The 18,967-nt window shown below is 31.1% G+C and carries 17 protein-coding genes; 16 read left to right on the plus strand and 1 reads right to left on the minus strand.

Annotated elements, in window-relative coordinates:
- Positions 1 to 5: 5 nt before the first annotated feature.
- Positions 6 to 233, plus strand: a complete 228-nt coding sequence (locus BMX60_RS02770) for a hypothetical protein (RefSeq protein WP_091348934.1) — start codon at positions 6 to 8, stop codon at positions 231 to 233.
- A 317-nt stretch (positions 234 to 550) separates the two neighbouring features.
- Here the strand turns inward: BMX60_RS02770 and BMX60_RS02775 are convergent, their stop codons facing one another.
- Positions 551 to 2,266 carry an Rqc2 family fibronectin-binding protein gene (locus BMX60_RS02775; protein ID WP_091348936.1) on the minus strand — a complete coding sequence of 572 codons (1,716 nt, stop codon included), beginning with the start codon at positions 2,264 to 2,266 and terminating at the stop codon, positions 551 to 553.
- 159 nt (positions 2,267 to 2,425) lie between these two features.
- Between BMX60_RS02775 and BMX60_RS02780 the strand changes: the two genes are divergently transcribed.
- From BMX60_RS02780 to pknB, 15 genes are all read left to right on the plus strand, one after another.
- Positions 2,426 to 5,128 carry a calcium-transporting P-type ATPase, PMR1-type gene (locus tag BMX60_RS02780; RefSeq protein ID WP_091348938.1) on the plus strand — a complete coding sequence of 901 codons (2,703 nt, stop codon included), beginning with the start codon at positions 2,426 to 2,428 and terminating at the stop codon, positions 5,126 to 5,128.
- Between the two features lie 115 nt (positions 5,129 to 5,243).
- Positions 5,244 to 6,122: a YicC/YloC family endoribonuclease gene (locus tag BMX60_RS02785; protein WP_091348939.1), complete on the plus strand. Its 879-nt coding sequence runs from the start codon at positions 5,244 to 5,246 to the stop codon at positions 6,120 to 6,122.
- Between the two features lie 31 nt (positions 6,123 to 6,153).
- Complete coding sequence (gene remA / locus BMX60_RS02790) at positions 6,154 to 6,426, plus strand: extracellular matrix/biofilm regulator RemA (protein WP_091348941.1); 273 nt, start codon at positions 6,154 to 6,156, stop codon at positions 6,424 to 6,426.
- Positions 6,427 to 6,439: 13 nt separating this feature from the next.
- Positions 6,440 to 7,045, plus strand: coding sequence for a guanylate kinase (gmk, locus tag BMX60_RS02795; protein WP_091348943.1), 606 nt, complete (start codon positions 6,440 to 6,442; stop codon positions 7,043 to 7,045).
- Complete coding sequence (gene rpoZ / locus BMX60_RS02800) at positions 7,042 to 7,248, plus strand: DNA-directed RNA polymerase subunit omega (protein ID WP_091348945.1); 207 nt, start codon at positions 7,042 to 7,044, stop codon at positions 7,246 to 7,248. The genes gmk and rpoZ overlap by 4 nt, the downstream gene beginning before the upstream one ends.
- A gap of 11 nt (positions 7,249 to 7,259) precedes the next feature.
- Positions 7,260 to 8,465, plus strand: coding sequence for a bifunctional phosphopantothenoylcysteine decarboxylase/phosphopantothenate--cysteine ligase CoaBC (gene coaBC / locus BMX60_RS02805; protein ID WP_091348947.1), 1,206 nt, complete (start codon positions 7,260 to 7,262; stop codon positions 8,463 to 8,465).
- A 333-nt stretch (positions 8,466 to 8,798) separates the two neighbouring features.
- Positions 8,799 to 11,186, plus strand: a complete 2,388-nt coding sequence (gene priA, locus BMX60_RS02810) for a primosomal protein N' (protein WP_091348948.1) — start codon at positions 8,799 to 8,801, stop codon at positions 11,184 to 11,186.
- A gap of 11 nt (positions 11,187 to 11,197) precedes the next feature.
- The gene (gene def / locus BMX60_RS02815; RefSeq protein WP_091348950.1) at positions 11,198 to 11,656 is read left to right on the plus strand and encodes a peptide deformylase; all 459 of its coding nucleotides are present in this window, start codon (positions 11,198 to 11,200) and stop codon (positions 11,654 to 11,656) included.
- A gap of 3 nt (positions 11,657 to 11,659) precedes the next feature.
- A complete protein-coding gene (fmt, locus tag BMX60_RS02820) occupies positions 11,660 to 12,601 on the plus strand; it encodes a methionyl-tRNA formyltransferase (protein WP_341422788.1) in 942 nt (313 codons plus the stop codon).
- Entirely contained in the window at positions 12,594 to 13,352 is a 759-nt protein-coding gene (locus BMX60_RS02825) for a DUF116 domain-containing protein (RefSeq protein ID WP_091348953.1), read from the plus strand. Before fmt ends, BMX60_RS02825 begins: the two co-directional genes overlap by 8 nt.
- Position 13,353: 1 nt before the next feature.
- Positions 13,354 to 14,034 carry a zinc metallopeptidase gene (locus tag BMX60_RS02830; RefSeq protein ID WP_091348955.1) on the plus strand — a complete coding sequence of 227 codons (681 nt, stop codon included), beginning with the start codon at positions 13,354 to 13,356 and terminating at the stop codon, positions 14,032 to 14,034.
- Positions 14,035 to 14,042: 8 nt separating this feature from the next.
- Positions 14,043 to 15,335: a 16S rRNA (cytosine(967)-C(5))-methyltransferase RsmB gene (gene rsmB / locus BMX60_RS02835; protein WP_091348957.1), complete on the plus strand. Its 1,293-nt coding sequence runs from the start codon at positions 14,043 to 14,045 to the stop codon at positions 15,333 to 15,335.
- A 5-nt stretch (positions 15,336 to 15,340) separates the two neighbouring features.
- On the plus strand, positions 15,341 to 16,357 hold the full coding sequence (rlmN, locus tag BMX60_RS02840; RefSeq protein ID WP_091348959.1) for a dual-specificity RNA methyltransferase RlmN: 1,017 nt from the start codon (positions 15,341 to 15,343) through the stop codon (positions 16,355 to 16,357).
- Positions 16,358 to 16,376: 19 nt separating this feature from the next.
- Positions 16,377 to 17,090: a Stp1/IreP family PP2C-type Ser/Thr phosphatase gene (locus tag BMX60_RS02845; RefSeq protein WP_091348961.1), complete on the plus strand. Its 714-nt coding sequence runs from the start codon at positions 16,377 to 16,379 to the stop codon at positions 17,088 to 17,090.
- Positions 17,091 to 18,965 carry a Stk1 family PASTA domain-containing Ser/Thr kinase gene (pknB, locus tag BMX60_RS02850; protein WP_091348962.1) on the plus strand — a complete coding sequence of 625 codons (1,875 nt, stop codon included), beginning with the start codon at positions 17,091 to 17,093 and terminating at the stop codon, positions 18,963 to 18,965. It begins immediately after the preceding gene.
- The last annotated feature ends 2 nt before the right edge of the window (positions 18,966 to 18,967 follow it).

An 18,967-nucleotide genomic window follows, 5' to 3' on the forward strand; every position in this document is an offset into this window, starting at 1 on the left:
TTTTTTTGTTTATTGGACTATTATTAGTGATTTTCGGTGTCGCTTACTATTTTGATAAGCGAAGAAGTGTGTTGTTAAGGGGGGTAACGGGAAGTAGTTTAATAATTACTGGTGCATTATCTATGATTATTAAAGAATTAGAGATTATTTCACCGATAATTTCTGTACTTTACTTATTTTTTATTCTCTTGGTACCTACTTTAATAATACTTGGTATGTTTAAGAAAAAATAAATTAAATAACAACCTTCTTATTAAAGGTTGTTACAGACTGAAGACAAACTATAGACAAAGTCATCATCAGCTGTGGTAATTAAACAAAGATACGATTAAGTCGAGGAGTTAGATTTAAGAGCTGATTAGATAAAAGGAAGAAGGGGTGAGGAACAAGACGTTCCAAAAGCTCTATTGAGCCATGGACGGCGAATTAGAGCGGTACCCTTCTTCCTTTTAGATAGAAGCCTTAAATCTCGACGGAGACTTTGTTAGAATGTTTAATTACCACAGCCTTTAAAAAATGACTTTGTCTACAACCTGTAATAACCTTCTTATTAAAGGTTGTTATTGAGGGAAGGTGTAATATAGATAGTCTTAAAATCTACGTAATTAACCATACCAGGTTTTGCACCTTTAGGTTTAAAAACATTTTTAATATCGGTATAGTCTACCGCCACTTTAGATGAATGTTTAGCTTTACTGAAATAGGCAGCAAAATTGGCAGCTTCTAAAAGAGTGGTTTCAGGGGCTTTAGTACCATTTTTAACAACTACATGGCTTCCGGGGAAATCTTTGGTATGTAGCCAAAGATCTCCCTTTTTTCCAATTTTTAAAGTTAACAGGTCATTTTGTTTATTATTTTTACCAACTAAAATTTTATATCCATCGGTAGAAGTAAATTCTAAAGGTAGAGATTGTGAAGATTCTCTATCTTTTTTTGTTGATTTAACTTTTGGTTTTAGGTAATTTTCCTTAATTAGTTCTTGTTCAATTTCTTGGAGTGTACTGTTATCAGCTTCAGAAATAAAGTGAATCAATGAATCCAAGTAATCAATTTCCTTCTGCACACTTTCAATATTTTCTTTAACTATTTCAAGGCCACGTTTTCCTTTAGAATGTTTTTTGTAGTAATTTTGACAATTAGCAATAGGTGATAAGCTAGGATCTAACTTTATCCTTTCTTCTCTTGATGTATAAAAGTTAAATAGAGTAATTTCAGCCATTCCTTTTTTTATTTGGTGGAGATTAGCCATTAGCAAATCGCCAATTTCTTTGTATTTATGGAAATCTTGATATTGGTTCAATTCTTCATTAAGTAGTCCCAATTTTTTTGTTAATTTTTTTTGGTATTTATTAATAGTTTTTATTAATAAATTTTTGTTATTTTCTAGTTTTAGCTTATCTTCTTTGTAGTCATAAAAGTCACGGACTAAAGTTATATAATCAGGGTATTTTTTTATCTGATAATCCTTTGATAGACAGTTAAGGTCTGTACAGTAAAAATCCCAAGGTTGTTCATTTTGATAATACATTATAGGTTCATAGGTTAAATTGTTTATAAAATTGTGGTAATGTTCTATTAACTCTTTAATCTGTTGTTCTTCTAGCTCTTTAAAAAATACGTTGGAAATTTGGTGTTTATAAATAAATTCTTTTACCAGAATAGGGCTTGCTAAGGGAAAATATTTAACCATTATTTTATCTAAAGTTAGTTTTTCATCACCTAAAACATGTAACATTAAATTTTTATAATTTAAGTTTTCCCAGGTAATTTTAACTTGTTTAGGGGGGTGTTGATAAAGAATACCAACCTTTAGCTCCCTAGTTTGAGAGTTTGTAGGTTTTAAAACTCCTAAGACAATTTGTTCTTCTTGATCATAAAAAATTACATTACTATGCTTTCCCATCAATTCAATGGATAGTACCCAAGAAGTCACATAGCCATTGGGGTGACGTCCCTGAAAGATTATATTAATAATTCTTTCATCCTTTATCATTTCAATATCTTTAATCTTACTTCCTGATAGGTATTTCCTTAATAACATGCAAAAGGAAGAGGGAGTGCTGGGATTTTCCAGGATTTTATTAGTAATTCTTAAATGGTGGTTATTGGCACTGCAATCTATTCTCAAATTAAGGGTTTCTCCAGGTTTTCTCAGTACTAGGGTCAATTCCAAACTTTCTGGTTGATATATTTTATCAACTCTAGCATTTGTGAGATATTCCCTAATCTCTTTTGTATATTTATCTAAAAAAAGTATATCAAACATCAAAACTCCTCCTAATGACAAGTTTTATTAAATTTTCCTTTAAACTTTGTTTTTTATTTAGTTATAGTGTAGCTAATCTAAAGGGATTAGTCAAAAGAAAGTTATATTTCCTCAATTTTTGCATAAAAATTTGTAGAAGGAAATGTGGAGGTCAAGGATATGTATGATATTTCATTAAAAGAGTTACAATTGAAATTACAAACTGATTTTCAAAAAGGGTTATCTTCTAAAAACCATCTCCAAAGACTAAAAAAAGATGGGGAGAATTTATTAGAGAAAAATCAAGGGATATCGGGTATAAGTATTTTTGTGAGCCAATTTAAAGATCCTATGGTCTTGATTTTATTAGCTGCTACTTTAATATCACTAGTTTTAGGGGAATATTATGATGCTATAACTATTTTAGTGATTATTTTTATTAATGCAATATTAGGTTTTGTTCAAGAATACAAAGCTGAAAAATCATTACAAGCTTTAGCTAAACTAACCTCACCGAAAGCTAAAGTATTAAGGGATGGTCGAATTATTCATGTTGATACTAAAGATTTAGTAGTTGGAGATATAGTTTTTTTAACCAGTGGTGATAAAGTTCCTGCAGATTTAAGGTTAATTGAAACCTATTCTTTAGAGGTAGATGAAGCTGCCCTTACTGGAGAATCAGTACCAGTTCAAAAAGATAGTTCTTTATTAGTAGAAGGTAAAAATATAGCTGAAGCGGTTAATGCTTGTTTTATGGGAACATCTGTAACAAAAGGTAGGGGTACTGGGGTAGTAATTGCCACAGGGATGAACACGGCTATGGGGAAAATAGCCAGAATGATACAAAAGGCAGAGAATGAACCTACTCCTTTACAAAAAAGATTAGCACAACTTGGCAAAGTACTAGTGTCTATCTGTTTAGTAGTTAGTGTTATGGTTGTACTTTTAGGTATTTGGCGGGGAGAAGAAATTTATAAGATGTTTTTAGCAGGGGTAAGTTTGGCAGTTGCCGCTATTCCTGAAGGTTTACCTGCTATAGTTACTGTTTGTCTTGCTATTGGTGTTCAAAGAATGTTAAAGAGAAGAGCAATAGTAAGAAAGTTGCCAGCAGTTGAAACATTAGGATGTGCCACTGTGATTTGTAGTGATAAAACTGGAACTTTAACTCAAAATAAAATGACAGTAGAAAAAATTTTTCTAGATAACAAATATATAGATATTACTGGAAACGGTTATAATCCCCAAGGTCAATTATTAGAAAAAAATAAAGTTGTTACTAAAGATAATAAGATGGTTCAAAAGTTAATGGAAATTGCCGTATTATGTAATACTACAAGGCTTTTTAAAAAAAATATTGAAATTAAAGGTCTATTTAGAAGAGATAAAGAACAATGGAGTATTGATGGTGATCCCACCGAAGGTGCTTTATTGGTTATGGCTGCAAAGGTCGATTATTGGCGAGAAAAAGTATTAGAGGAATATAAAATAATAAAAGAATATCCATTTGATTCTTCAAGAAAGATGATGAGTGTTGTAGTTCAAAATTCAAAGGGATTCTATAGTTACACAAAAGGGGCGCCAGATATTATTCTAGATAGGTGTAATAGAATATTAGAAAATGGTTTAGAAAAAACTTTGAGTTGGGAATATAAAGAAAAAATAAAAAAGGTTATATCTCAATTCGCTAGTGAAGGATATAGGACCTTAGCTTTAAGTTATAATTTATATTCTAGTGATAATAATGTGGAAAAAGATATGGTTTTTGTTGGAATTTGTGCCATTTCAGATCCACCCCGTGAAGAAGTCTATTCTGCAGTAGAGAAATGTAAGCATGCAGGAATTAAAACAGTAATGATTACTGGGGATCATAAAGAAACAGCAGTGGCAATTGCGAAACAATTAAACATATTACCATCTTATGGAAGAGTAGTTACAGGAGAAGAAATGAATTCAATGTCCGATGATGAACTATTGGAAATTATTGATGATGTATATGTATTTGCTAGGGTTTTACCAGAACATAAATTAAAAATTGTAAAAGCTTTAAAGAAAAAAGGGCATGTTGTGGCAATGACAGGAGATGGAATTAACGATGGTCCAGCTATAAAAGAAGCTGATATTGGTATAGCCATGGGAATCACAGGAACAGAGGTAACTAAAGAAGCCGCTTCCCTGATTTTAACAGATGATAATTTTGCTACCATTGTAGAAGCTGTAGAAGAGGGTAGGGGAATCTATGATAATATTCGAAAGTTCATCAGATTTTTACTATCTTGTAACATTGGAGAAATAATGACGATGTTTTTAGCTATGTTAATGGGTTTACCTCTACCTTTGAGGCCAATCCAAATTTTATGGGTTAACCTAGTAACAGATGGACTACCAGCATTGGCATTAGGGTTAGAAAAGGGTGAAAAAGATATAATGTTAAGAAAACCAAGAAGCAAAGATGAAAGTGTATTTAGTAATGGTTTAGACTTTAAAATTTTAACCAAAGGAATAAGTATAGGATTTATAACATTAACTTTGTTTATATTAGGATATAGAAAATCCTATGGTAATTTAGATTTTGCTAGAACTATGGCTTTCTCTACATTAATAGTTGTTCAACTTTTTCATGTTTTTGAATGTAAAAGTGAAAGGAAAAGTATATTTGAAGTAAATATATTCAATAATTTGTATCTAATCTTTGCTGTTTTTTCTTCCTTTATTTTACTAATGATTGTGATATATTTTCCTACTTTGCAAAAAGTTTTTGGAACAAAACCGCTAAACATAGAGGATTGGTTATTGATTATAGGAATAGTTATGGTTCCTTACATATTGCAAATGATTAAATTACTCTTTAAAGCTATATTTAAACCAGTTCATAGTAATAGATAAAAGGTGCTAATAAAGTCTTCCTAAAAATATTCTTAGGAAGACTTGACTTTTTTTAGAATAACCTTGAATTTTAAAGGATATTTAGATAAAATTAACAACAGGAAGGTGAAGGCAAATGATAAAAAGTATGACAGGTTTTTCTCGGCAATTAGTGGAATTAGGGACCGATGTATTTTCTTTAGAAATAAAGGGTGTTAATAATCGCTATTTAGATATAGTTGTAAAAATACCTGATGACTTTTCCTTTGTTGAAGAGGAAATGAAATTACTTATTAAGTCTTATATAAAAAGGGGAAGAGTTGAGGTAAGGTTAAAGGGGAAAAATAATTTACAGCCAACAGGTCAAGAGATCAATAAAGAATTTCTCTTAAGCTTAGTGGAACAAGTAAGAAATATTTCTGAAGAGCTAAATTTGGATGCTCCTGTGAATATACAAAGTTTATTGTTAGTTGACGGAGTTATAATGGATAGAAGAGGTATAATTGAGGAAAGTTTAGTTAAAGAACAAATATTATTTGCCCTTAGAAATGCCCTAGATGAGTTTGATACAATGAGATTTTCAGAAGGTCAAAGATTAAAAGTAGATATAGAAGAACGTATAGGATATATTAATAATTTAATCCAAAATATTAAGGAATACTCCCTTTTAGTAGTGGAAGAATATAGAGAAAAATTATATCAAAGGGTTAATAAATTAAAAATAGAAGGACTTGAATTTGATGAAAACAGGTTGTTAGCAGAAATAGCCCTTTTTGCAGAAAGGTGTAACATTACTGAGGAGATCATTAGGTTAGAAAGTCATATGGTAGAATTTAATGAATCTCTGTATAAAAAGGAAAGTGTTGGGAGAAAATTAGATTTTCTTTTGCAAGAAATAAATCGTGAGATAAATACTATAGGTTCAAAGGCTAATAATTATCAAATTGCAAAATTGGTAGTAGAACTTAAAGGAGAAGTTGAGAAAATAAGGGAACAAATTCAAAATATAGAGTAGAACTAAAATAGAAAAATTATGGAGGTTTCAAATGGAGATTAAACTTATAAATATCGGATTTGGCAATATAGTTGCTGCAAATCGAATAATAGCTATAGTAAGCCCTGAATCAGCTCCCATAAAAAGAATAATTCAAGATGCTCGAGATAAAGGTGTATTGATTGATGCTACATATGGTAGAAGAACAAGGGCAGTAATTATTACTGATAGTGAACATGTTATTCTTTCGGCAGTTCAACCAGAAACGGTAGCTCAGCGTTTACAGAGTAAAGAGAATAATCAAGCTAGTGAAATTGAAGAATAAGGGAGAGGATAAGATGCAACAGGAAGGTTTATTATTAGTTATTTCCGGGCCATCTGGAGCCGGTAAAGGGACAGTATGTAAAGCTTTATTACAAGAAGTAAAAGATTTAAAATACTCCGTTTCAGTTACTACTAGAAAACCTAGGGTTGGAGAACAACATGGTGTAAACTATTTTTTTACTAGTGTTGAAGAATTTGAAGAAATGATTAAAAATGATCAACTATTAGAATGGGCTAAAGTCTATGATAATTATTATGGAACACCTAAAGATTTCGTAATAGAAACTATTAAATCAGGTCAAGATGTAATTTTAGAAATTGACGTCAATGGTGCTAAACAAATTTTTAAAAATTTTCCCAATGGAGTTTTTATATTTCTACTACCTCCTTCAATGGAAGAACTATGCAATAGAATTTATAAAAGGGGTACAGAAACTAAAGATGTAATCCAAAAACGTTTAGCTGCAGCTCAAGGTGAAATTGAGCAAGTGGAAAACTATAACTATGTTGTTTTAAATGATGAAGTAGAAAATGCAGTAAACAAAATTAAAGCTATTATAATTGCCGAAAAATGTAAAGTAAATAGAAATAAAGTTCTAAAGGAGGAATATTTAAAATGATCTATCCATCTATCGATGAATTACTAAAAAAAGTTGATAGTAAATATTCTTTAGTAGTAATAGCAGCTAAAAGGGCAAGGGAATTATTGGCTGATGAAAACTACTCTGAGGCTAAAAATCGTAAAAGTATTAGTGTTGCCCTCCAGGAAATAATGGATGGTAAAATTCTGTATAAGAGGTTGAAGGAAAATAAATTCAAATAGGAGAAAAAACAATGGGGAAAAAAGGTGTTGTGGTATTAGGAGTAACTGGTGGCATTGCTGCTTATAAGGCTGCTGATTTGGTTAGTAAACTAAAAAAAGCAAACTACGATGTTCATGTAATTTTAACTGAACATGGTAGAAAGTTTGTAACAGAAACTACTTTTCAATCCCTTTCCCAAAACCCTGTCTATTTAGATATGTTTAATATTCCTCAGTGGAATACAGAACATATTGCTCTAGCTAAAAGGGCAGATGTTTTTCTTATAGCACCTGCCACTGCTAATATTATAGGAAAAGTATGTTCTGGCATTGCCGATGATTTATTATCAACTACTATAATGGCTACTAAAGCTCCTGTAGTATTTGCTCCTGCCATGAATACAAATATGTATGAAAATCCGATAGTTCAAAGAAATATTGCTACTTTAAAACAATTAGGTTATTTATTTATTGAACCTTCAGAAGGAAGGTTAGCTTGTGGCGATATTGGTAAAGGTAAAATGGCAGAGCCACAGGAAATTTTAGAATATATTGAAGAACTATTGACAGTTAAGGATCAAGGGACTCCATTAAAAGGGAAAAAGGTTTTAGTAACTGCTGGGCCAACTAGAGAGCCATTGGATCCATTTAGATTTATCACCAATTATTCTAGTGGTAAAATGGGTTATGCTATTGCCCAGGAAGCTAAAAAAATGGGTGCAGATGTTATTTTGATAAGTGGACCTACCAATATATCTCCCCCTAAAGGAGTAAAAGTTATCTATATTGAAACAGCTAATGAGATGTTTGAAGAAGTATTAAAATATTATGGAGATATAGATATAGTAATAAAAGCAGCAGCTGTTTCTGATTATAGACCAAAAACATATTCAGATAAAAAACTTAAAAAACAACAAGAGGTAAATATTGAACTTGTTAAAAATCCTGATATATTATTGGAATTAGGTAAATTAAAAAAACATCAAGTTTTAGTTGGTTTTGCCGCTGAAACTAATAATTTAGAAGAATACGCCATTGAAAAACTGAAATCTAAAAATTTGGATATGATCGTTGTTAATGAAATCGGGCAAAAGGATAGTGGTTTTGCTAATGACACTAATATAATCCAAATTATTACAAATAAAGGTGAAAAAATTTCTTACCCTAAACTAGAAAAAAGGGAATGTGCGATAAATATTTTAAAAAAAACCATAGAATTTTTAGAAACAAGCTCATAATAGCTTGTTTTTTTTAGAAAAGTTTATTTTTTCACTTAAAACAATTTTCGGAAATTTTATGATATAATAAATTAAAGTATCAGTGAAAAATAATAAAGGAGGATAAATATGGGTGGGCAAATAGGGAAAAATGTTATTTTACGTCTGTTAATTGTTATAGGTGTATTAGTGTTAATGGTAAATTTAGTTAAGTATTTGGTATAATTATTTTTAAGCCACTATTATAAAAGATAGTGGCATTTTTTATTTAACAGTAAATTTTTTATAAACTCTTTTAAAAAATAAGGGTGAATATGGTATAATTATCTAATAGAATGAAATGGAGTGAAGGACATGGTGAATATTGCCGAGGTAGTAGTAGACTGTCCTCTAAAAGATATAGATAAAACGTTTTATTATGCCATACCAAATCACCTGGTGAATTATATTGAAATAGGGAGTCGTGTTATTGTTCCTTTTGGCAATCGGACTTTACAGGGTTTTGTAGTAAATTTTCTCGACAAAATAGAGGAAAGTCAGTATAAATTAAAGGAAATTGAAAATGTCTTTGAGTATCCTTCTATATTAGACAGAAAGTTAATTGATTTAGCTAAATGGATGTCATACAATTATAACTCTTCCCTTTTTTCCTGTATTCAAAGTATGCTTCCTAGGGGAGTAAAACTTCAATTTACAGAAAAGTATTACTTAGTAAAAAAAACATCTGATGAAGATTTTAATCTTTTTTTTAAAAAACCAAGGACATTAGGGGAAATTATAAATAATTTAAAAGTGACAAAGGAAGAAATATTACGTTGTTTATCAGAAGGGATATTAGAAAAAAAGATTGATATAAAAACAAATATTCAAGAAAAAATAGATCAAGAAATTTCACTAGATGTAGAACAAGAAGAAATTACCCTCCCAGTTACTGCCCTAAGACAACATGAATTGTTAGAACTGTTAACAAATCAAGAATGGTTGTCTTTATCGGATTTACCTACACCTTTAAGAAATGCAGCTAAAACTTTTATAGATAAAGGTTATGTAAAGGTAAGGGAAAAAAGGGTTTTCAGGGAACCGGAATTTATCAACTTATCTGAAGAAAATGGTGTTAAAATATTAAATGAAGAACAAAAAAAAGCCTTTGACCAGTTGGTTAAGGCCTTTGATAGTGGTAATAAAGAAATTTTTTTACTTAAAGGAATAACCGGTAGCGGAAAAACAGAAATATACCTTCAGTTTACTCAGCATGTTGTTAATAGTGGAAAAGATGTTATTATATTAGTTCCTGAAATTGCCTTAACTCCTTTGATGGTATCAAGGTTTAAAAGTAGATTTGGAGATAAAGTGGCGGTTCTACATTCAGGACTTTCTGAAGCACAAAAATTTGATGAATGGTTAAAAATTAAAGATGGAAAAGTAAAGATAGTGGTAGGAGCTAGAAGCGCAGTATTTGCTCCTTTTAAGAACTTAGGTGTTATTATTATTGATGAAGAACATGAATCAACATATAAACAAGAGGTTCAGCCTAGGTATGTTACAAAAGATGTGGCAGAATACAGAATTAGTCAAGAAAAGGGTGTTTTACTCTTAGGTAGTGCTACACCTAGTGTAGAAAGTTATTATTATGCCCAAAATGGATATTATAAATTATTGGAACTAACAAATAGGGCAAATAATAGGGCTCTACCTAACATAAATATTGTGGATATGAAAGAAGAGCTTATACAAGGGAATAAAAGTATTTTTAGTAGACTTTTATATAATTCTATCAACGAAACTTTACAGCGGGGAGAACAAGTTATTCTTTTTCTTAATAAAAGGGGATTTTCTGCTACTACTTTGTGTAGAAATTGTGGTTTTACTTTTAAGTGTCCCCATTGTGATGTAAATTTAACTTCCCATCATAAAGGAAATTTTTTGATTTGTCATTACTGTAATTATTCTTTAACTAGCCCTAAATTTTGTCCGAAATGTAAAGGAAAACATTTGCGTTTCAATGGCTTAGGAACTGAAAAATTAAAAGAGGAAATAGAAAAACATTTTCCTAATGGAAGAGTTATCCGAATGGATAATGATACAATGACTACAGCATCAAGCTATAATGAAGTTTACCAAATGTTCAATGAGGGTAAAGCCAATGTATTAGTAGGAACTCAAATGATAGCTAAAGGATTTGATTTTCCGAAAGTGACATTAGTGGGAATAATTTTAGCAGACTTATCCCTCAATTTCCCCGATTTTAGGAGCTCAGAAAAAACCTTTCAGTTAATAACTCAAGTGGCAGGAAGGGCCGGTAGGGCAGAACTCAATGGAAAAGTTATTCTACAAACTTACACGCCAGAACATTATAGTATTAAAAATAGTGCAACATATAATTACCTAGAATTTTATCATCAAGAGTTGAAAATTAGGGAAAGTCTAAAATATCCTCCCTTTACTCGTCTAGCAAAAATTGAAGTGATGGCAAAGGTTGAGGGAGATGGTAAAAAGGCGATAGATCAGATTTATAATTCACTGAAACCTAAAATCAATAATTTAAGTGAGGATATACAAATTCTAGGTCCGGTAGTTCCAGCTATCACCAAAATAAGGGGATTGTATAGGTATATTTTAATAATAAAATTTCCGAAAGGATCTGCACTATTAGATGTAATTAATAGTTATAATTTTAAAAAATACATCAAGAATAATGTGACTAGTATAAAAGTGGACATAGATCCAGGGACATTAATTTAGGAGGCGATATTATGGCAGTTAGAAAAGTATTAAAGGATAGTGAACCTTTGTTAAGGAAAAGATCTAAAGAAGTAAAGGATATAAATGAAGAAATAATTACTTTATTAGATGATATGCTAGATACCATGGAAGATTATAATGGTATTGGTTTGGCAGCTCCCCAAATAGGGGTTTTAAAAAGGGTTATAGTAGTGAAAATTTCAGAAGAAGGAGAAGCAATTGAACTGATTAACCCTAAAATCATTAAATCTAAGGGTCAAGATAGGGATGTAGAGGGGTGCTTAAGTATTCCTGGGGTCTATGGTGAAGTTACTCGGGCAAAGGAAGTTATAGTGGAAGGATTAGATAGGGAAGGCAAGAAAAGAAAGATAATGGGATCTGGATTATTAGCTAGGGCATTACAACACGAAATAGACCATTTAAACGGTGTATTATTTACTGATAAAGTAGAAAAATTTATAGAGGGTTAGGTGATGACAATGAGAATTATATTTATGGGAACACCTGAATTTGCAGTACCGACTTTAGAAAAGCTATATCTATCAAAACATGAAATAGTCGCCGTTGTCACTAAACCAGATCAAAAGCGGGGTAGAGGACAAAAAGTTTCCTTTTCTCCAGTTAAAGAACTTGCCTTATCCCATGGGACCTTAGTTTTACAACCAGAAAAAATTAAAGGTAATGCTGATTTTATTGAAACATTAAAAAAGTTAAATGCCGATGTTTTTGTAGTTGTCGCTTATGGAAAAATCTTACCTAAAATAGTATTAGATATCCCTAAAAAAGGCTGTATAAATGTACACGGTTCTTTATTGCCTAAATATAGGGGGGCTGCCCCTATTCACTGGGCACTACTTAATGGGGAAAAAACAACAGGTGTTACTACAATGTTGATGGATGAAGGTATGGATACAGGGGATATGTTATTAAAAAGGGAAATTCCTATAGAGGAAGGGGATAATGTAGAAACATTACATGAAAAGCTAGCCCAAATAGGAGCAGACCTTTTAATAAAAACTTTAGAGGAATTGGAAGAAGGGACTCTAAAACCAGAAAAACAACAAGAAGATTTAGCTACCTACGCACCTATGGTGACAAAAGAAATGGGGCTTATAGATTGGAATTTACCTGCGAAAAATATTTATAATAAATTAAGGGGGCTTAACCCTTGGCCAGGGACTTATACCCATATCAAGGGAGATAGATTAAAGATAATTTCTGGAGAAATTTATCGAGAATATTCAGAATGCCAAGAGCCAGGGACTATAGTGGAAATTACAAAAGAAGGAATAGTTGTAGAGACTGGAGAAGGTAGTATTTTAATCAAAGAAGTTCAACCAGCAAATAAAGATAAAATGGATAGCTATTCTTATGTAAATGGTTACAAAATAAAGCGAGGAGAAAAATTTGAATAATTATAATAAGAGATTATTTGTTTTATTAATGGTTTCTGCACTAGTTTTGTTTTTCTTTATCATATCTATAATTTGGTCAGCATTGATAAGTAATAATTATATTATAAAAATCCTCTTATGGTTTATTTTAGGATTATTATTTTCCTTAAGTATAATATTTTTATTAGGAATATTTTTGCTGGTTCATAAAATACATTATGGTAAAACAATAGGATCATTTAACCCACTAATTAAAAGTAGTATTAAGTTTTTATACCCAATAATAATGGCTATGTGTTCTATTATTAAGATTGATAAAGATAAAGTTAAAGGTTCTTTTATAGAAATCAATAATGAGCTTTTATTAAATAACTTAAAAAATAAATTTGCTCCCGATGAAGTATTAGTTCTTTTACCCCATTGTATTCAAAATGCACCTTGTAGCCATAAAATTACAACTGATGTTAGTAATTGTAAAAAGTGTGGAAATTGCCAGGTAGGTGATATTATTGACCTTACACAGAAATATAATGTAAAATTAGCTATAGCTACTGGAGGAACTGTAGCTAGAAAACTTATTAAAGAAATGAAACCTAAAAGTGTTGTTGCAGTAGCTTGCGAAAGGGATTTATCAAGTGGAATTATTGATACTGATCCTTTACCAGTAATCGGGATTTTGAATTTAAGACCTTTTGGTCCCTGTTATAATACTGGAGTAGATTTAAATAGGTTAGAAGAAGGTTTAAAATTTTTACTTAAGGAGGTTGAATAGTATGTTCTTAGACCAAGGAATGATAATTTTTGTTTTACCAGCAATGTTATTTGCTTTATATGCACAAAGTAAGGTAAAAAGCACATATAATAAATATGCTAGAGTTTTTTCGAAAAAAGGTTTTACAGGAGCTCAAGTGGCAAGGAAACTTTTAGATGACATGGGACTTTATGATGTAGATGTGGAATTGACAGGTGGACATTTAACTGACCATTATGATCCCCGAAGTAAAAAAGTAAGGCTTTCTAGGGAAGTTTATCATGGTAATTCTTTAGCAGCTTTGAGTATTGCTGCCCATGAAACGGGACATGCTAGCCAGCATGCCAATGGTTACTTTTTCTTAACTTTTAGAAATAACATTTTTCCTGTAGCCCAAATTGGCAGTCAAATGGCCATGCCTCTATTTTTGGCTGGTTTTTTCTTCGGTTCAGGGATATTGATGGAAGTAGGTATTGCCCTTTTTAGTTTTGCAGTATTGTTCCAAATTATAACATTACCTGTTGAATTTAATGCATCAAGTAGAGCAATGGCAATGTTATCAGCTGCTGGTTTTATCTATCCTGATGAAGAAAGGGGAGCTAAAAGGGTTTTAGATGCAGCTGCTTTAACTTATGTTGCTGCTACTGCCGTGGCATTAGCTCAAATATTAAGGCTTTTACTTTTAAGAAATAGAAGAGATTAGGTGAAAAAATGAATATTAGGGAGCATTGTTTAAACGCACTAATAATAGTAGAAAAGGATAATGCTTATTCAAATTTAGTAGTAAAGGAATATATAAATAAATATTCCTTTACTACTGAAGATAAAGGTTTATTTACCAATATTGTCTATGGAGTTATAACCCATAAAAAATATCTTTTATATGTTTTATCAAAATATGTAAAAAGACCCCATAAACAACCCTTTTGGTTGAAAAATTTGCTGTTATTATCTGCATATCAATTGTTATTTTTAGATATGCCCCATTTTGCTATAGTTTCAGAAGGGGTAAAGATTGCCAAAAAAAGGGGAGGCAACTCTAAAGGAAATTTTGTCAATGGAGTTTTGCGAAATATTATTAGGGATAAAGAAAAAGGTATAGATTTACCTAAAGATGATTTTATAAAATACATATCAGTTAAATACTCGCTCCCTGAATGGATGGTTGAAGAGTTTAAGGGACTGTTTAAAGATGCCAGTGAATTGGAAAGTTTTTGTAATTCCCTCAATCAACCACTACCCCTTACTTTAAGGGTTAATACTTTGCGTATATCTATAGATGAATTTATCCGTAAATTAAAGGAAATAGGCATAGAAAGTCAATTATCATCTATTTGCCAGAACGGTATATTATTAGAAATGAAGACACCTGTAAGTAAAATAGAAAATTTTTTACAATCAGGATTATGCATAATTCAAGATCAAAGTTCAATTAAAGCAGTAGAAGTTTTAGACCCTAAACGGGGCGATAAGGTTTTAGATATGTGTGCTGCCCCGGGTGGAAAAAGTACTTATATAGCTCAACTAATGGAAAATCAAGGTGAAGTTTTGAGTTGCGATATCCATCCTCATAAATTAAAATTAATTGAAGAAGCTTCGGAAAAATTAGGAATTAATATAATAACTACCCTGTTATTAGATGGTACTGAAGGGGTAAAACATTTAGGTAAAGAAAAGTTTGACAAAATATTATTAGATGCTCCATGTAGTGGTCTTGGAGTAATTAGTAGTAAACCAGATATAAAATGGAACAAAAAAAGGGAAGATATTAAAGAAATAACTCAAATTCAGTGGAAGTTATTACAAAATGCAGGGGAATTATTAAAAGTAAATGGGACGTTAGTATATTCTACTTGTACTTTAACAAAAAAAGAAAATGAAGAAATGATATTAAACTTTTTAAAAACACATGGAGATTTTCAATTAGATGAAGAAATCAAGCTTTATCCACATATCCATAATTGTCATGGTTTTTATATTGCTAAATTAAAAAAATTGAGGTGAAAGATATGATAAATGTTCTAGGATTAAATGAAGAACAGTTGGCAGAAAAAATGGCACCATATATTACGCAAAAATTTAGGATAAAACAAATATTTGATTGGATTTATAAAAAAAGAGTAAATAATTTTATGGAAATGAATAATTTACCTCAAAAACTTAGAGAAGAGTTAAGTAATAATTTTGTAATTGGTGAAGCTGTAATTAAAGATAAGCAAGTATCTAAAGATGGAACAGTTAAATATTTATTTAAATTTAGAGATGGAAGTTCTGTAGAAACGGTATTAATGGAATATAATCATGGTCTTTCTATTTGTATTTCCACCCAAGTTGGTTGTAAATTAGGGTGTGTTTTTTGTAATTCTGGCTCAGAAGGTTTTTATAGAAACTTATCAGCTAGTGAAATGGTAGAGCAATTTTGGCAAGTACAAAGACTAACAGAAAAAAGAATTAGCAACATGGTATTGATGGGTATAGGGGAGCCTTTAGATAATTATGAAAATGTTATGAAATTTATCCGTTTTATCAACTTAGAAGAAACATTCAATATTGGAATTAGAAATATAACAATATCAACTGCAGGGTTAGTTCCAGAAATATATAGACTGGCTGATGAAGGTCTAGGTATCACTTTGGCTCTATCTTTACATGCTTCTGATGATGAAAAAAGGCGAGAAATAATGCCTATTGCTAAAAGATATACTATTTCGGAGTTAATTACTGCTTGTAAGTACTTTGTAGACCAAACTAAAAGAAGGGTAACAATAGAATATGCAATGATTAAAGGTTTTAATGATACAGAAAAAGATGCTTTTAAGTTAGCAAAGGTCTTATCAGGACTTTTATGTAATATTAACTTAATACCTATTAACAACTCATATAATAAAAAGATGGAAAGAAGTTCCGATAAGGCAATTGAACGTTTTCAAAAAGTTCTTATGGACATTGGCTTTGAAGTTACTATAAGAAGAGAATTAGGTTCAGATATAGATGCAGCCTGTGGTCAGTTGAGAAAGAAGAGTTAGGGGGAAATGGGGTGATTTAATGAAAATTGTTAAAAAGACCCATACTGGTTTAGTTAGAGAACAAAATCAAGACTTTATCAAGACTGGAAAATGTCCTCTCGGAATATATGGGATAGTAGCAGATGGTATGGGTGGTCATAATGGCGGGGAATTAGCAAGCGAAATGGCAGTAAATTTGTTAGAAATGAAAATTAACTCAAGTGAAGTTATTCAAATTAAAACTTGGATTGAAGAGGTTAATTCCCATTTATATAACTATAGTTTATTAACACCTGAATTAACAGGAATGGGAACCACTTTGACATTAGGACTAATCAGCAATAATATGCTATATGTCGGCCATGTTGGTGATAGCAGGGCATATTTATTAAGGGGCAAAGAACTTTGCCAGCTTACCACTGATCATTCTTTTGTTCAAGAGCTTATAAATTTAGGAGATATTACTAAGGAAGAAGCTAATAACCATCCAAGAAAGAATATTTTGACACAAGCCGTAGGTACAGCAAAGGAAATTGAAATTCAAGTTTTAAATCAACCTATTGAATCTAATGATATTATTTTACTATGTTCAGATGGATTGACTAATTTAGTAACAAATGATGAAATATCCTTAATGTTACAAAATTATCAAATAGAAGATTGTGCTGAAAAATTATTGGAAACTGCATTAAATCGGGGAGGAAATGATAATATCTCATTGATAATAATTTCCTATGAAGGAGGGGTGAACTAGATGATTGGACGGAAATTAGCTAATAGGTATCAGATACTTGAGAAAATCGGTGGCGGAGGAATGGCTATAGTTTATAAAGCCCGTTGTACCCTATTAAACCGTATCGTAGCTGTAAAAGTTTTACGTCCTCAATTTGCCCATGATGAAGAATTTGTTAAAAAGTTTCGTAGAGAAGCTCAATCATCTGCTAGTTTATCCCATCCTAATATTGTAGGAATATATGATGTAGGTCAAGATAAGTCTGATTATTTTATAGTCATGGAATATATTGATGGAATGACACTTAAAGAATATATACAAAACAAAGGTGTATTAGAACCTAAAGAGGCTATGAAGATTGCTAAAGAAGTTGCAGAAGCATTAGCCCATGCCCATGATAATTCTATTATCCATAGGGATATTAAACCCCATAATATATTATTAACAAAAAATATGTCTGTGAAAGTAACGGATTTTGGTATTGCAAAGGCAATAACAAGCAATACTTTAACAGTACAAAATACTGGTTCAATTATGGGTTCTGTTCATTATTTTTCACCGGAACAGGCAAAGGGTTCTTATGCCGGTGTTCAATCAGATATTTATTCTTTAGGAATAGTAATGTATGAAATGTTAACTGGTCAATTACCCTTTGATGGCGAAAGTCCTATTTCCATTGCAATAAAACATATTCAAGAAAAAGTAAAACCTATTAGGGAAATCAAGCCCGATATACCTGAGGATATAGCTAAAATAGTGGAAAAATGTCTACAAAAAAATAGAGATGTTAGATATAATAACATCAGAGATTTACTAGATGATATTCAAAGTTGGCTTAAATATGGTAAAGTAGATGTTAAAATCCCTGATACCACTGCTCAACAGACCCAAGTTTTTAATGGTATAAATGGTATTAATGCTCAGATGCCAGTTGAAGAGAAAAAAGAGAAAAATTCAACTAATAAAAAGAAAAAAATTAGAAAAGGTATTTTGATTACAAGTATAGTTATATTGTTAATAGTTTTACCGATACTAGCTTATTTTGGTATTAGAAACCTTTTACATGTACCGGAAGTAGTAGTACCTAATGTTGAAGGGTTACGTTTAAATGACGCTATTGCTATTTTAAGGGAAAAAGGTTTAAATTATACCATAACTGAAGATGTATATCATGCTGAAATACCGGTAAATCATGTTGTATATCAACATCCAATACCAAATACAAGGGTAAAAAAGGGAAGGGAAATTGCTCTGACATTAAGTAGTGGCCCAGAATTTGTTACAGTTCCCGATGTAGTTGGAGAAGAAGAGAGGATTGCAAAAATAACTATTGAACAAGCAGGTTTAAAGGTAAATATTGAAAGGGAAAATAGCGAAACTGTACAAGAAGGAAGGGTTATTAGACAACTACCTTTAGGAGGAAACCTATTAAAAGGTGAAACTATAACTTTGATAATAAGTTCAGGCCCTCGATCAGTAGAATTACCAAACCTTATAGGTCTAACAGTAGAAGAAGCAAAAGAGCTACTTTCATATCTTAATGTCTCTGTTAGATTTGTTACTTATGAACCAAGTCAGGGAAATTCTCCTTCTGGAATTGTTATTAGACACTCTCATCAAGATAACCCATTGGTACAACCGGGGGTAACAACTATCGATCTTGTTGCAAGACCTTTTCAAGAAAAGACGAGAACCTTTACTGTTAATAATAGTGGTATTGATAAACCATATGTATTAAGGGTAATAGTCAAAGATTTAGGTGGTCAAAGAACTGTCTTTGATAATATAGTAAATCCACAAGAAGGTGATTTAGAAATAATGGTTAACTATTGGGAAAAAGGAGAAGTAGAATTTTATCGGGACAATGAACTAAAAGATAAAATACTATTACCATAGGG

The organism is Anaerobranca gottschalkii DSM 13577 (assembly GCF_900111575.1).
GTDB classification, from domain to species: Bacteria; Bacillota; Proteinivoracia; order Proteinivoracales; family Proteinivoracaceae; genus Anaerobranca; species Anaerobranca gottschalkii.

Bases quoted from the DNA above. Each gene is read 5' to 3' on its own strand.
- BMX60_RS02845 (WP_091348961.1), top strand. From the start codon at position 16,377: ATGAAAATTGTTAAAAAGACCCATACTGGTTTAGTTAGAGAACAAAAT.
- BMX60_RS02775 (WP_091348936.1), bottom strand. From the start codon at position 2,266: ATGTTTGATATACTTTTTTTAGATAAATATACAAAAGAGATTAGGGAA.
- priA (WP_091348948.1), top strand. From the start codon at position 8,799: ATGGTGAATATTGCCGAGGTAGTAGTAGACTGTCCTCTAAAAGATATA.
- coaBC (WP_091348947.1), top strand. From the start codon at position 7,260: ATGGGGAAAAAAGGTGTTGTGGTATTAGGAGTAACTGGTGGCATTGCT.
- rpoZ (WP_091348945.1), top strand. From the start codon at position 7,042: ATGATCTATCCATCTATCGATGAATTACTAAAAAAAGTTGATAGTAAA.
- BMX60_RS02780 (WP_091348938.1), top strand. From the start codon at position 2,426: ATGTATGATATTTCATTAAAAGAGTTACAATTGAAATTACAAACTGAT.
- BMX60_RS02830 (WP_091348955.1), top strand. From the start codon at position 13,354: ATGTTCTTAGACCAAGGAATGATAATTTTTGTTTTACCAGCAATGTTA.
- rlmN (WP_091348959.1), top strand. From the start codon at position 15,341: ATGATAAATGTTCTAGGATTAAATGAAGAACAGTTGGCAGAAAAAATG.
- fmt (WP_341422788.1), top strand. From the start codon at position 11,660: ATGACAATGAGAATTATATTTATGGGAACACCTGAATTTGCAGTACCG.
- remA (WP_091348941.1), top strand. From the start codon at position 6,154: ATGGAGATTAAACTTATAAATATCGGATTTGGCAATATAGTTGCTGCA.
- def (WP_091348950.1), top strand. From the start codon at position 11,198: ATGGCAGTTAGAAAAGTATTAAAGGATAGTGAACCTTTGTTAAGGAAA.
- pknB (WP_091348962.1), top strand. From the start codon at position 17,091: ATGATTGGACGGAAATTAGCTAATAGGTATCAGATACTTGAGAAAATC.
- gmk (WP_091348943.1), top strand. From the start codon at position 6,440: ATGCAACAGGAAGGTTTATTATTAGTTATTTCCGGGCCATCTGGAGCC.
- rsmB (WP_091348957.1), top strand. From the start codon at position 14,043: ATGAATATTAGGGAGCATTGTTTAAACGCACTAATAATAGTAGAAAAG.
- BMX60_RS02785 (WP_091348939.1), top strand. From the start codon at position 5,244: ATGATAAAAAGTATGACAGGTTTTTCTCGGCAATTAGTGGAATTAGGG.